Origin of the sequence: Saliphagus sp. GCM10025317 (assembly GCF_042663665.1) — an archaeon.
Lineage (GTDB): Archaea > Halobacteriota > Halobacteria > Halobacteriales > Natrialbaceae > Natronosalvus.
Genome location: NZ_JBHTAQ010000005.1, coordinates 1,901,115 through 1,913,962 on the forward strand (window position 1 = coordinate 1,901,115; position 12,848 = coordinate 1,913,962).

General features: G+C 64.4%; 8 protein-coding genes. 5 read left to right on the plus strand and 3 right to left on the minus strand.

Translation table 11 applies throughout. The features are described 5' to 3' along the window. The first annotated feature begins 51 nt into the window (after positions 1–51). Together ACFQS4_RS11340 and ACFQS4_RS11345 are read left to right on the plus strand one after the other, a co-directional pair. Positions 52–1,056 carry a Gfo/Idh/MocA family protein gene (locus ACFQS4_RS11340; RefSeq protein WP_500193302.1) on the plus strand — a complete coding sequence of 335 codons (1,005 nt, stop codon included), beginning with the start codon at positions 52–54 and terminating at the stop codon, positions 1,054–1,056. A gap of 62 nt (positions 1,057–1,118) precedes the next feature. Beyond that, on the plus strand, positions 1,119–1,982 hold the full coding sequence (locus ACFQS4_RS11345; protein ID WP_497901614.1) for an SDR family NAD(P)-dependent oxidoreductase: 864 nt from the start codon (positions 1,119–1,121) through the stop codon (positions 1,980–1,982). Positions 1,983–2,083: 101 nt separating this feature from the next. Here ACFQS4_RS11345 and ACFQS4_RS11350 read toward each other — a convergent pair whose 3' ends face one another. Continuing rightward, positions 2,084–3,265, minus strand: a complete 1,182-nt coding sequence (locus tag ACFQS4_RS11350; protein WP_497901615.1) for a GNAT family N-acetyltransferase — start codon at positions 3,263–3,265, stop codon at positions 2,084–2,086. Positions 3,266–3,322: 57 nt separating this feature from the next. Continuing rightward, complete coding sequence (locus ACFQS4_RS11355; protein WP_497901616.1) at positions 3,323–4,198, minus strand: sugar phosphate isomerase/epimerase family protein; 876 nt, start codon at positions 4,196–4,198, stop codon at positions 3,323–3,325. A 192-nt stretch (positions 4,199–4,390) separates the two neighbouring features. On the opposite strand from ACFQS4_RS11355, the gene ACFQS4_RS11360 reads away from it, so the two are divergent. Then, on the plus strand, positions 4,391–6,130 hold the full coding sequence (locus tag ACFQS4_RS11360) for a family 20 glycosylhydrolase (RefSeq protein WP_497901617.1): 1,740 nt from the start codon (positions 4,391–4,393) through the stop codon (positions 6,128–6,130). A 322-nt stretch (positions 6,131–6,452) separates the two neighbouring features. Beyond that, complete coding sequence (locus ACFQS4_RS11365) at positions 6,453–10,178, plus strand: heparinase II/III domain-containing protein (protein ID WP_497901618.1); 3,726 nt, start codon at positions 6,453–6,455, stop codon at positions 10,176–10,178. A gap of 51 nt (positions 10,179–10,229) precedes the next feature. Here the strand turns inward: ACFQS4_RS11365 and ACFQS4_RS11370 are convergent, their stop codons facing one another. Then, positions 10,230–11,456: a DegT/DnrJ/EryC1/StrS family aminotransferase gene (locus tag ACFQS4_RS11370; protein WP_497901619.1), complete on the minus strand. Its 1,227-nt coding sequence runs from the start codon at positions 11,454–11,456 to the stop codon at positions 10,230–10,232. A gap of 129 nt (positions 11,457–11,585) precedes the next feature. On the opposite strand from ACFQS4_RS11370, the gene ACFQS4_RS11375 reads away from it, so the two are divergent. After that, the gene (locus ACFQS4_RS11375; protein ID WP_497901620.1) at positions 11,586–12,749 is read left to right on the plus strand and encodes a hypothetical protein; all 1,164 of its coding nucleotides are present in this window, start codon (positions 11,586–11,588) and stop codon (positions 12,747–12,749) included. Positions 12,750–12,848: the final 99 nt, after the last annotated feature.

A 12,848-nucleotide genomic window follows, 5' to 3' on the forward strand; every position in this document is an offset into this window, starting at 1 on the left:
ATCGGAACAGGGCCGGAACCGGATAACCCAGTGTGGGGAGAGAGCGCAGCGATGGCCTATCGTCACGCCCGCGGCTACGACGAACACCCCGACTGCGTATCCGTTGCGTGTACGGACATCGTCGAGGAGAATGCCCGTGCGTTCGCCGATCGAAACGGAATCGACGACGCGAACGTGTTCACGGACCACGAACGAATGCTCGAGGTCGTGAATCCGGACGTCGCCAGCGTCTGTACGCCGGTCCCAACGCACGCGGACATCGTCGTCGACTGCGCGGAAGGCGGCGAAACGCTGCAGGCGATCCACTGCGAGAAGCCGATGGCCGCCACGCCGGGCGACAGCCGCCGAATGAAGACGGTTTGCGAGGAGAACGGCGTACAGTTGACGTTCAATCACCAGCGTCGAGTCGCGACGCCGAGTCAGCGCGTTGCCGATATCGTCGAGGCTGGAAGCATCGGCGACCCGACTCGAGTCGAGCTCACGACGAAGAACGTCTTCGACTCCGGAACGCATCTGATCGATCTCTGCAACCTCGTTCTCGGCGAGCCCGCCGTCGAGTGGGTGATCGGACAGATCGACTATCGGACGGAGAACGTGCGCTACGGCCACCACAACGAGAACGAAGCGTTCGTCCGGTGGGGTTACCGAAACGGCGTGGACGCCGTCGCAGCGACCGGGAACGACGCCGATTTCATCGACTGCAGTCTCCGTGTCCTCGGGACCGGTGGCGAAGTCGAACTCAACCCCGATGGCGACGCCCAGATTCGTCTCAAATCGGGCCCGACCGACCCGTGGGAGGAACTCGACACCGGCGAACCGCTCGCGGATATTCCAGCTGCCATCGTCGACGTCATCGAGGGCCTCGAAACCGACAGCGAGCCGGAATTGAGCGCCGATCGCGCGCTCGCGGCCCTCGAGATTAGTTTCGCTGCCTACGAATCGTCCCGCCGTCGCGGTCGAGTCGACTTCCCGCTCGAGTTCGATGACAATCCGCTGCTCTCGATGGTCGAAGACGGCGACCTGACGCCGCGGCCAGTCGACCGAGACGACGAGTGACTCAGGTGGGTACTGGCGAGACCCAATCGGTTAAGACGATAGCATCGCATACCTCGAGTACGATGTCGGGACTACTCGCAGACGAGACGGTGATCGTCACCGGCGGAACGCGCGGAATCGGCCGAGCCATCGTCGACCGATTCGCGGCCGAGGGAGCGAACCTGGTCGTCTCTTCGCGGAGCGAAGACGACGTGACGACCGTCGCGGAGGAACTTCGCGCGGAGTACGACGTCGACGCCGTCGGCGTCCCCTGTGACGTCACGAACGCCGACGAGATCGAGGTGCTGGTCGACGCGACCCTCGAGCGATTCGGCGGGATCGACGCCCTCGTCAGCAACGCCGGCGGCTCGATCAACGACGACAACCTCCATCGAATCGACGAGGAGGCGTGGGATCGTACCGTCGAACTCAACCTGAAGTCGCTCTTTCTGACCTCTCGGGAGGTGCTCCCACCGATGGTCGAGAGTGGCGGTGGCTCGATCGTCCACATGTCCTCGGTCAACGGCCTGGACGGAATCGGGCAGATCGCCTACTCCTCCGCCCGGAGCGGCGTCCTCGGCCTCTCGCGACTCATCGCAACGCAGTACGGTCGTCACGGCGTTCGATCGAACGTCGTCTGTCCAGGGACCATCGAAACCGACCGACGGAGCGGCCAGATGGACGAGACCGGCGAGAGCCGCGCGTCGGACGAACACGACGGCGAGTGGACCCAGCGCGACCAGTGGATCGACCAGTACCCCACCGGGCGGTTCGGCCGGCCGGAGGAGGTCGCCGACGCGACGCTCTTTCTCGCCTCGGACATGTCCTCGTTCGTCAACGGCACCCACCTCGTCGTCGACGGCGGACTCACCGCCGGCCTGGACTGGAGCTTCCAGCAGCAAATCTTCGGGAGTGAGGAGACGCCGACCCGACCGAGCAAACGGTAGGCGCGCCTCGAGGCGTGTCGTCGCGCCGAAAAACGGGTTCGAAACGGAGTCCGCGTCGAGTCGAGCTGCGGACCGGATTCGTCAGGCGTGCTCGGAGAACGTCAGACGTGCTCGGAGGCCCACACGAAGAACCTGAGCGGAAGGGCCGTCTCGAGCAGCGGATCGCCCACTCGAAGGTGGGCACACCGGTCGTGCATGCCGAACAGGAGCGAGGACATCGTCGTTCGCTCGCACTCGACGTCTGGTTCCAGCCCGTCGCTTCCGGGCTCGACCGACACTCCGTCGGGACCGTAGCCGATCCGAACCGACTGCTCGCCCGCGATGGCGAGTTCGACGCTTCCCTCGTCGGAGCGCCCGCTCTCGAGCCAGCGGTCCTCGAGTTGCCCCTCGAACGCCTCGAGTACGGCCTGCAGGTCGTTGATGCGGAACTTTCGATGCGGGCGCGCCGTCCAGAATCGGCTGTGACGAGAGACGATCGGCTCGAGCGGGTGCCTCGGCGGGACGCACGCCGTCAGTTCGTTCAGGTCGAGCAGTGCCAGGACGTGCGAGAGCAGTGTCTCGAGGCCGCGTTCCGAGCCGCCGAACTCCTCGATCGTACGGCTGCGGCTGGTTCGAGTGAGGCTCACGTACGCCGGGCCGTTTGTATTATCGTTGCCCCCGTCTCCGTTGCCGTTTCCGCCGTAGACGAACGTCTCCAGATCGCGCTGTCCGAGGACGGTCCGAGTCTCGTCTAGGTCACGGACCACGCGGTACGGTTCGGCTTCGTGGATCTCGTGGAGCGTCTCGAGGTGGGCGTCGGCCTCGTAGCCGACGACGGCTTCCGAGGCGGTCGCGTCGCCGTCGAACGATCGCTCGGTGAGTTTGTACTGGTACTCGGTGCCGACGTTCTCGTAGCCGAAGTGGGCGTATCGCTGGCGGTTGCCGCTCAGATCGGAGAGGGGAACGTCTTCGTCGGCCATCTGGTCGAACCAGAACTCGAGCAACTGACTCATGTAGCCGTTGCCCCGGTACCGTCTGTCGGTGGCGACACCGCCGATGCCCCAGCACTCTATCGTCTCGCCGTCGACACCGGTCGAGAGGGTCTGTGGGACTGCGCCGATGTGGCTCACGATGCGGTCGTCCTCGACGATGATCGCGTGGTGGTCGCTGTGGTCCGAGTCGTATGCAAACGGGAGGCTGGCCTGCATCCCACCGCGCTCGTAGGCGAAGTAGCGATCGAGCAGGCCCATCATCTCCGAGAACTCATCCGGAGTCACGAGCCGCGGGATGCCGGCGTCAGTCATCGTGACCACCGCTTTGCTAGTCGGTCAGTTTCGATACGAGCGTCGGTCGTGGAGTTGTCAGTTGGCATTGTCGATGAGCGTCGTGAGTTGGTCGAGTTCGTGCGTTGCAATGGCGACGTCGTCGCCGGGTTCGTCCTGGGGAACGCTACACTCGGCAGTGACGAATCCGTCGTATTCGGCCGCCGCCAGCGCCTCGAACAGAGGCGCGTGATCGACCTCTCCCTCGCCGAGCCGGCGGGGTCGATAGGTCTGTAGACCGTCGGCAGTCTCGAGGCGGAACGATCCGGGAAATTCGTCGGCATCGACGACCCGTTGCTCGTCCTTGACGTGGACGTGCCGCAGGTCGTCGCCCAGTCGGTCGACCGAGTCGACACCATACTCCTCACCGACGAGGAACATGTTTCCGGCGTCGTGGATGACGCCCACGTTGTCCCGGTCGATAGCCGACAATAACCGCTTCGTTCCCGAAACCGTCTCGGAGAGCCAGCGAGCGTGAATTTCGATCAAGAGAGTGACGTCGTACGCTGCGGCCCGATCAGCGGCCCGCTGGTACCACGTCGCGGCCGTCTCGACGTCCTCATCGGTCGCCTTCCACGGGGCCGGCCCGCCGGGATTGTGCCGAACGAGGTCACAGTCGAGCAGGGTCGCGAACTCGAGGAATCGCTCGAGTGCCTCGAGCTGGGCCTCACACTTGGATCGGGGCTTGTCGACGTACGCACCCGTATAGGTCGCGAGACACGGGACGTCGAGGTCGTGATCGTCGAGTCGTTCCCGGAGGGCAGCGACCTCGTCGGTCGTTCGGTCGACGTCGAGGTGGGGGGCCCGGCACATCGGTTCGAACCCGTCGTAGCCGATTTCTGCCGTCAGATCGACGGCTTCCCCGAGGCTCTGGTCACGCAGAACCTTGCTGAACAGGGCTGGTTGAATCGCCATCTGGTGTACGGTATTCTCGAGTCACTATAAATACTGGCACGGTATCGGTTCGTCGTCGGCGCCAAAAATGAAACGAGGCGTCGCGGCTCGAGCGGGTGCGTGACGATCAGCCATCCTGTTCGGTCGAGCGATTGCGTGACGATCGGCGGTACAAACGATTAAGACCCTCGCCTCCATCGGACCCGATAGCACATGACAGCGACCGAGCTACGCGTCGTTCCTCGACCGCGTCGCGTCGAGGCGACGAGCGGAACCGTCCGATTCGAGCCACCGTTTACGCTCGCCACGGAGGCGGACGTCCCCCCTGTCGTCGGCTCCCTGTTCGAGACGCTCCTCGAGCGAGAGACGAACGCCCCGGTACGGCGGGGAACCGACGACGCGGACGTCGAACTGCGCCTCGAGGACGATCCCACCGACGCGGTCGACGATCCGGAGGGGTACGTCCTCGAGGCGAACGCCGACGCAGGGACGGTAACGATTCGAGCCGCGACCGCTGACGGCCTCCGACACGGCTGCCAGACGTTCGTGACCGGAATTTCACGAGTCGATGCGGGCGACGGCCACGAGCAGTGGACCCTGCCCGCCTGCGAAATCCACGACTGGCCGGAGTCATCCTGGCGCGAGTTCATGCTCGACCCGGCCCGCGGCTTTTTCCCGGTCGAGCAGGTGAAACGACGGATCGACCAGGCCGCCCGGGCGAAGTACAACCGACTCCACCTCCACCTGCTCGACGACGAGGGATACGCCCTCGAGTCCGCGGCCTATCCCAAATTGAACCAGGATGCGGACGGCACTCCCCGCCCTGCGTACTCGCCGGAGGACATCGACGAACTCGTCACGTACGCGGGCGACCGCGGGATCGACGTCGTTCCCGAAGTCGACGTTCCAGCCCACGCCAGTCACCTCCTCGAGCGGTATCCCGAACTCCGGTGTACCGTCGAGGACGGCGACCCCGCCGATCGGACGATCTGTATCGGTTCCGAGGAGACCGTCGAGTTCGTCGAGACGTTGCTCGAGGAGGTGATCGAGCAGTTCCCCTTTGAGTACGTGCACGTCGGTGGCGACGAGTGGGAGATGCAGGGATACTCCTGGAACGAGTGCGTCGATTGCCAGGCGAAGATGGCCGCGGACGGCTCCGAGACGGACACCGAGCACTTCTACGCGTTCGTTCGCCACCTCCACGACTTCCTCGCCCAGCACGACCGCCGGACGATCGTCTGGAACGACCAGATCGACATCTCGGCGTCACCCGACCTGCCCCGGGACCTGCTGATCCACTTCTGGCGCGTCGCGGCACCCGACCGGGGTCCGGTCGAGGGGTGCAGCCTGGAGCGATTCCTCGAGGAGGGGTTCGACGTGATCAACTCCTATGTCCACGCCGCCTACGTCCGGGGCTGGATCACGGAGGACTACATGCTCGGGTGGGCGTCTACGCGTCGGCCGACGGTCCCGGACGAACGGGCGTCGCAGGTACGCGGCGGGGGGCTGCTCGCGTGGGAACCGTCCGACGAGGCGGAGCGGGCGTACTTCGAGCGCGCCCTCCCGTCGGCGATGCCAATCTTCGCGGATCGACTCTGGAACTCGACGAGCGTCGAGGACCGGGAATCCTACTCGCTGTCGGTGACCCGACACGCACTCGGCCCGTTCGTCCCGAAAGGGTTCGACGTGTATCGCGAACTGGGCGGACTGATTCTGCCGACGTGGTGGAAGCGCCCGTCCGGAACGCTGCTCGCCCACGTGAATCGTTCGTTCCGGGATCGAACGCCCGCCCAGGCCGAGGAAGACTACCGATCAGCGGTCGAGACGCTCTCGAGGCTGCGCGAGACCGATCGGACGATCTATCCCGAGACCGCGTCGGCGTACGAATCGTCACTCGAATGGCTGGTCGAGGTTGCCGAGCGAGACGGTCGGGGCGTTCTCGACCGGCCCTGAGCACTCCTCGAGTCCCTCTCGTAGTCCCTTCGGCGGTCCTCTCGTGGCTCCCTCGTGGCACCTTCAAGTCCTCTCCGAGCCCCCTCGTGGCCTCGCGACCGAATTTGAGCCCCTATCGGAGCGAAATTCCCTGGGGAGTGGATTCGGGTGCAAAACGATCGGCGCGCGACGAGTACACCAGATCGATTTTGACAAATTAGAACCGGGAGCAACGGCAAAATCATTAGCCAGAGCAGACGGCTGTTTTATATACTCGAGATATGTGATAACGATACAATAGTTTGCGAAAATTATATTGTGTTATAAAATAACGTGTGGGTGGATGTCATATGACAAGCCACGTCGGGACTGTAGCGAGCGGTCTCGAGAGGAACAGGATTCAGTAATCGAACGGTCGAGCGCCTTCGACGTCTCACGGCGATCGATGCTGGCGACGACGGGCGCCGGCATTCTCGGCGGGCTCTTCTCGAGCACGGGGACGGTCGGCGCCGCGGAGTCCGATGCGCTCAACGCGAAGACCCGAACCACGATCTGGACCGACGAGATGCGAGCGAACGCCCGACGGAACATCGGCCTGTACGACTGGGCCGCGAGTCAACGAGACACCGCCGTCGCGGAAGCCGACGCGCGTCTGGACCGGCTGGGCCCCGACCTCGAGAGCCTCTGGAGTCTAGTCACCGCCCAGGGAATCCCCCGCGGCGGCGGACTGGTGAACCAGCGCGAGATCCTCGGCGGCTACCACGATTCGGGCGACGACCGCCTCTGGAAGATGAAGACGGAAGTCGACAATCCGCACGGCGACGGGAAGCTTACCGTGCCGACGAACGACTTCGGCGCCTACCGCGAGAGCGGCCTCGACGACCGAGGAATGTTCGACCCCGAGCTGGCCGACGACTCGCTGCTGGTCAACGAGGAACACCCCGAGATGGGCGAGGGCTGGGGCGTCGACGACGGCTGGGGATGGGTCGACGAGAACGACGACCTGGGCGGCGGCGCCGGCACCAGGTGGAACTTCGTCGCGTACTACAACCACTGGCACATCTGGCGGCCCGGGGGCATTCTCGGGCTCGTTCGCCGCCTCACCGACGCCTATCTCTACACTGGCGACCAGAAGTACTCGAGGGCGGGTGCCGTCCTCCTCGACCGGATCGCGGACGTCTACCCCGAGATGGACCTCACCGAGTACACGTTCACGCTCGATGGGTTCTGGAACAGCCACGGCGGCCGCCAGACAGGGAAGGTGGTCGGCGCGTTCTGGGAGTCGAACCTCATGCGGCCAATCGTCCGCTCCTACGACGCGTTCTTCCCCGGCATGGAGGACGACGACGAACTCGTCGCGTTCCTCGACGCCAAAACCGACGAGTACCCCGGTCTGGCGAACAAGGACTCGGTCGAGAAGATCCGAAAGAACATCGAGGACGGTATTCACCGCGAGATTCTGCCAGCGAATAAGAACTCGAACATGATCGTCGCGAGCGGCGGGGGGAGCGCACTCGTACAGGCCGCTCGCACACTCGACGAACCCGACGGCTACACCCGAGAAGCGATCGAGTGGGTCTTCCAACCCGGCGACGAGTACTTCGACGGCGACGTCTGGAACGAAGAGCCCGAGAACTGGTACACCACCGGCGGAAACATCCTCACCCCGCTGGTCGACCGGGCCGACCGCGACGGGTACTTCGAGATCGAGGCCCCACACTACAACCGCATCCCTCACAGCTCGGTTCGACAGGTGGCCGACTACCTCCGGGGGTACGACGCGTTCGACGGCGCGGACCTCTACCAGCACCCAAAACTCCAGCAGTCGCTCCTGCAGAACACGCACCTGCTGTTGATCGACGAGTTCACCCCGCAACTCGGCGACGCGCACGGCCCGTCCGCCGTCGAGTGGAGCCAGCCCTCAGTCGAGGAAGGGTTCAAACTGACGGGCGAGCCGATTTTCGCCCAGTTGTGGCACTATCAGAACGGCTACTCGACGGCAGGGATCAACGGCTCCATCTTCGACGCAGAACCCGAGAACCTCAGCGACGACGTACAGGCGATTATCGACGCCGAGGGTCCCCTCGACCTCCCGAGCCAGAACCTCGCGGGCTACGGTTTCGCCGCGCTCCGGGACGGCGAGAACTACCTGAACCAGTCGTTCGGGACGACCTACGACACGTCAGAGCTGTTCGCCGACGCCAGTACCGAAGTCAACGACAGCTTCGACGAAGCCATTCAGTTCCAGTGCTACGAACCCGGCGAGTGGTGGACCTTCGAGTTCGAGGCCGACGAAGCCGGCGAGTACGACCTCGAGATCGAATCGCTGTTCGTCGGCTCTTACGGCATCTACGACCTCTTCCTCAATGGGGAGCAGGTCGACACCGTCGACTTCTACAGCCCTTCGTTCACCCGCGACACCATCACGTATACGGTCGACCTCAAGGCTGGGACCAACGATCTCCGCTTCGAGTGCGTCGGCAGGAACGACGAGTCGAGCAACTACCTGATGGCGCTGTACTACCTCACGGTGGTCGGCGAGGACGAACGCGAGGACTGGGAGAACGCCAAAGAAATTGGCAACGCCAAGCGCGCGTTCTGGATGTACTACGGCCGAACGGGCATCGACGCGGGCGGCAGCACCCACAACCACGGCGACGCGCTCAACCTCGGCGTGGCAGCCCACCGGCTCGAGCTCTCGCCGGACCTCGGCTACCCCGAGCGGACCGGTAACTGGCCGAAACACGACTTCACGAAGGGGACGATCAGCCACAACACCGTGACGGTCGACCAGTCCCGCCAGGACGAACGGTGGGTCGCCACGCCGCGCCACTTCGAGGGCGAGGACGAGCGAGTGAACCTGATCGACGTGGACGCCTACCGGGCCTACGAGCAGTGCGACGAGTATCGCCGAACGACCGCGATGATCACCGTCGACGAGGAACACTCCTACGCCGTGGACTTCTTCCGCGTCGCCGGCGGCGACGACCACGTGTTCAGCTTCCACGGACAGGTCGGCGAGGCGACGGCCGAGGACGTCGACCTCGTCCCCCAGGACCGCGGCACCTACGCGGGTGAGGATATCCGGAAGCCGGACTACGGCGAGGAAACCGACTACAACCGCGAGGTCGGAAGCGGCTTCAACTACCTCACGAACGTCGAACGCGACACCGATCCCGGTTCCAGCGTGGCCGTCGACTGGGACGTCGAGGACTACTGGAATCATCGCGACGACGACGCCGACGGCGTCCACCTGCGCTTGACGTCTTTCGGCGACTTCGACGAGGTCGCCCTCGCCAACGGCCACCCGCCCGACCGAAGCGGGAACCCCGACTTCCTGCGCTACGCGCTCTTGCGTCGACAGGGAAGCGACCTCGAGAGCGACTTCGTCTCGACGGTCGAGCACTACGAGGGCGAGCGCGCCGTCGAAAACGTCGAGAAGGTAGTCGTTGAGGGCGGGCAGGGCCACGCCGTCAAAGTCGAACTGACGAACGGGCGCACCGACTACGTCGTCTGTTCGTTCGAGGAGACCGACACGCTGACCGTCGACGACACCTTCGAGTTCAAGGGCTTCTTCGGCCTCTACTCGGTCGAAGACGGCAAGTCCGAGTACGCCTACGTCCAGGACGGCACGCGGCTCAAGCCCCTCGACGAACCCGCGCTCGTGCAGGAATCGGTCGGTCGCGTGCAGGGAATCGTCGAGGACTTCACCCGCGAGATGAGCCTCGAGAACGAACTGACGATCCGGGTCGGGGGGAACGGAAGTCACCTCGAGCGCCACGCCGGCTTCGTCTACGTCGACAACGACGACTCCGATCCGTGGCGAGGCGAACCTGACCCCGAGAACCCGATCGAGGGGCGCGGCCAGCGCGGCCAGGGCAACGGCGCCTACCTAATCGAGGCACTCGGAGGCAGCAACGGAAACCTGGTAACGGTCGCCACTGGTCGCCAGACGTTCACCCGGGACTTCGTCGACCCCGACCAGCTCGAGGACGGCGGCTACAACTACATCATCGACGACAACGACGACGTGCAGATTCCGTTGACGTCGACCTGGTCGGCAGAGTAATCGACGTCCGCTCGATCTCCAAAGGGTCGATCGTCGTGGCTGTCGGCAATCTTACCGCTCACGGAGTTCGTCGGCGTGGGCTTTCACCTTTCGAATCGCAGCAGGGATCGTCCGGATGCCCTCCTCGTCGGCGAGCAACACCGGATGGCTGTAGGCGACGTTCTCCCTGCACAGTTGCTCCGCACCGGGAAGGTACAGGTTCCAGTAGTCCGAAACGTCCGTTCCGGGTGGGAGAAGCCGCCGAACCTGATCGCGGAAGAACGCCGGTTGCTTGTAGATCGGCACTTCGTAGCCGTCGTAGACCGGCACGCCCTCGGCGCGCACGGCCTCGATGAATCGGTCGCGGCTGAGCCCACCGAACGCCTCAGCGTCGTAGCGAACGTTCTCCAGACAGTAGCCGCGAGCGGTGATGCGATCGTCTCGCGGTTTCGTGTGAATTCCGTCGATCTCCTCGAGTTCTGCGAGAAGCAATTCCTCGTTCGCTTCGCGGCGCTCGTTCTCCTCCGGTAGCTTCTCGAGCTGGCCGATCGCGACGGCGGCCTGGAACGCGGACATCCGGGAGTTCGAGGAGAGTTTGTAGTGACGATATCCCGTCTCACCTTGCGAACGGCCGATGTTCTGCATGACCCGGGCTCGTTCCGCGAGCACGTCGTTGTCGGTGACGACGATGCCGCCTTCGCCGCTGGGTAGTGACTTCGACTCCTGAAACGAGAACGTCCCGAAGTCCCCGAAGGTGCCGACCTTCTGGCCGCGCCACTCCGATCCCTGCGCGTGGGCCGCGTCCTCGATCAGGAAGAGGTCGTGTTCCTCGACGATCGGCAACAGTTCGTCCATGTCCATCGGATATCCCGCGAAGTGGACGCCGATGATCCCAACCGTGTCGTCGGTGATCTTCTCGCGCACCGAATCGGGATCGATATTGAACGTCTCGGGGTCGGTATCCGCGAATCGCGGGATCGCTCCCACGGCAGGAACGACGCTGGCACTCGCGATGAAGGAGTAGGAGGGGACAATCACCTCGTCGCCGGGCTCGACGCCGACGGCTCGGAGCGCCAGTTCGATCGCGACGGTCCCGTTACTGACGGCGATCGCGTGTTTGGCGTCGTGGTACGCGGCAAATTCGTCCTCGAGGCGTTCGATCCACGGTCCGCGACACCAGTTGCCGCCCTCGAACGCCTCGAGGAGATACGCTCGACAGGTATCGGTCGGCTGTGGCCACTCCGGAATCGAGAGTGCTTCGGCTGCTTTCGGTCCGCCGTCGATGGCAAGTTCGACCATAGTTACCTCTCTCATTTCTGTGCGGGCATAAAGATACCGCGAGTCGGTACTAGCTGGGGTTCGAGGACACCGGTCTGTTCGACGGTCGAGGTGCCCATCTTTATGCCGGCCCTCTTCGACTGTTGCGGCATGCCAGCACTCTGGACATATCCTTGGACGCTCGAGCACGAGGGACTCGAATCGGCCTGTGAACGGCTCCGCGATCACGGCATCGACGCGGTCAACGTGGCCAGCCACTATCACTCGGTTCGATCGATGCAGCCCCGGTTTCCCGACGACCTGTTTCGCGCCTACGGCGGCGGCTGTTACTTCGACCTGGGCGAGCGCTTCGACGATCTGCCGATCGAGCCGCCGGTCAACCGCGTCGGCTCGTGGGACGATCCGCTTGCGGAAATCGTCGACGGGGCACACGAACACGGGATAGCCGTCAACGCGTGGACGGTCTGTCTCCACAACACGCGGCTGGGATCGACGAACCCCGACTACCGGTTCGAGAGCGCGTTCGGCGACGCCCACGACCACTCGCTGTGTCCGTCTCACCCCGCGGTACAGGACTACTTCGCTGCAGTCGTCGGATCGATCCGTGACCATGGCGTCGACGAGATTCAGCTCGAGTCGATCGGCTTCCCGAGCGCGTTCCACGACCACGGATCGAAGTACGGCCACGACAAGCGTCAGACGGTGACGACCGAGAGCGAATCGGTACTCCTCTCGCAGTGTTTCTGCGATGGCTGTCGATCGGCCGCCGCGTCGCACCGGGTCGACCTCGAGCGAGCGCGAGAGCGCGTCCAGGAGCTCGTTCGCCCTTCACTCGCCGATCCAAACGCCTCGCTTCCACCGGTAGAGGACCTTCGCGAGCAAGACCCGCTCGTGGACGACCTGCTCGAGTTCCGAGCGACCGTGATCGAGGCATTGATCGAGCGACTCGCCACGGCGTCCAGATCGACGCCGCTCAACTACTACGCGATGGAGGCGTACGGCCAGGCGCCGTCGGCACTCCCCGCGGCGGGCGTCGATCTGGCGCGCCTCGAGGCCCACCTCGACCGAGTGACCGCGCTGTGTTACGTCGCCGAGACCGAGACGGCCCGCGAGCGAATCGAGGCGCTCGAGCGCGTCGTCGACTGCCCGATCGATGCCGGTATTACACTCGATCCGGCCGTCGTCTCCGGAGCCGATCAGGTGGCCGCCCTCGTGGAGGGAATCCGGTCGGCGACCGACGGCCGCCTCTCGATCTATCACCACTCCCTGCTGACAGAGGCGCACCTCGAGTGGATCGGCGAGACGCTCGCGTAGCGGGACGCGTTCGTCGCCGTCCAGAGCATCGACGGCCACCTCTACCTTGACCGCTCACTCGGCTCCGACCACGGCCTCGAGCGACCGGAACGTTTTCGT

Coding starts and splice junctions, on each gene's coding strand:
- ACFQS4_RS11360 (WP_497901617.1), top strand. CDS start 4,391: ATGACAGCGACCGAGCTACGCGTCGTTCCTCGACCGCGTCGCGTCGAG.
- ACFQS4_RS11370 (WP_497901619.1), bottom strand. CDS start 11,456: ATGGTCGAACTTGCCATCGACGGCGGACCGAAAGCAGCCGAAGCACTC.
- ACFQS4_RS11375 (WP_497901620.1), top strand. CDS start 11,586: ATGCCAGCACTCTGGACATATCCTTGGACGCTCGAGCACGAGGGACTC.
- ACFQS4_RS11340 (WP_500193302.1), top strand. CDS start 52: ATGGCCTATCGTCACGCCCGCGGCTACGACGAACACCCCGACTGCGTA.
- ACFQS4_RS11350 (WP_497901615.1), bottom strand. CDS start 3,265: ATGACTGACGCCGGCATCCCGCGGCTCGTGACTCCGGATGAGTTCTCG.
- ACFQS4_RS11365 (WP_497901618.1), top strand. CDS start 6,453: ATGTCATATGACAAGCCACGTCGGGACTGTAGCGAGCGGTCTCGAGAG.
- ACFQS4_RS11345 (WP_497901614.1), top strand. CDS start 1,119: ATGTCGGGACTACTCGCAGACGAGACGGTGATCGTCACCGGCGGAACG.
- ACFQS4_RS11355 (WP_497901616.1), bottom strand. CDS start 4,198: ATGGCGATTCAACCAGCCCTGTTCAGCAAGGTTCTGCGTGACCAGAGC.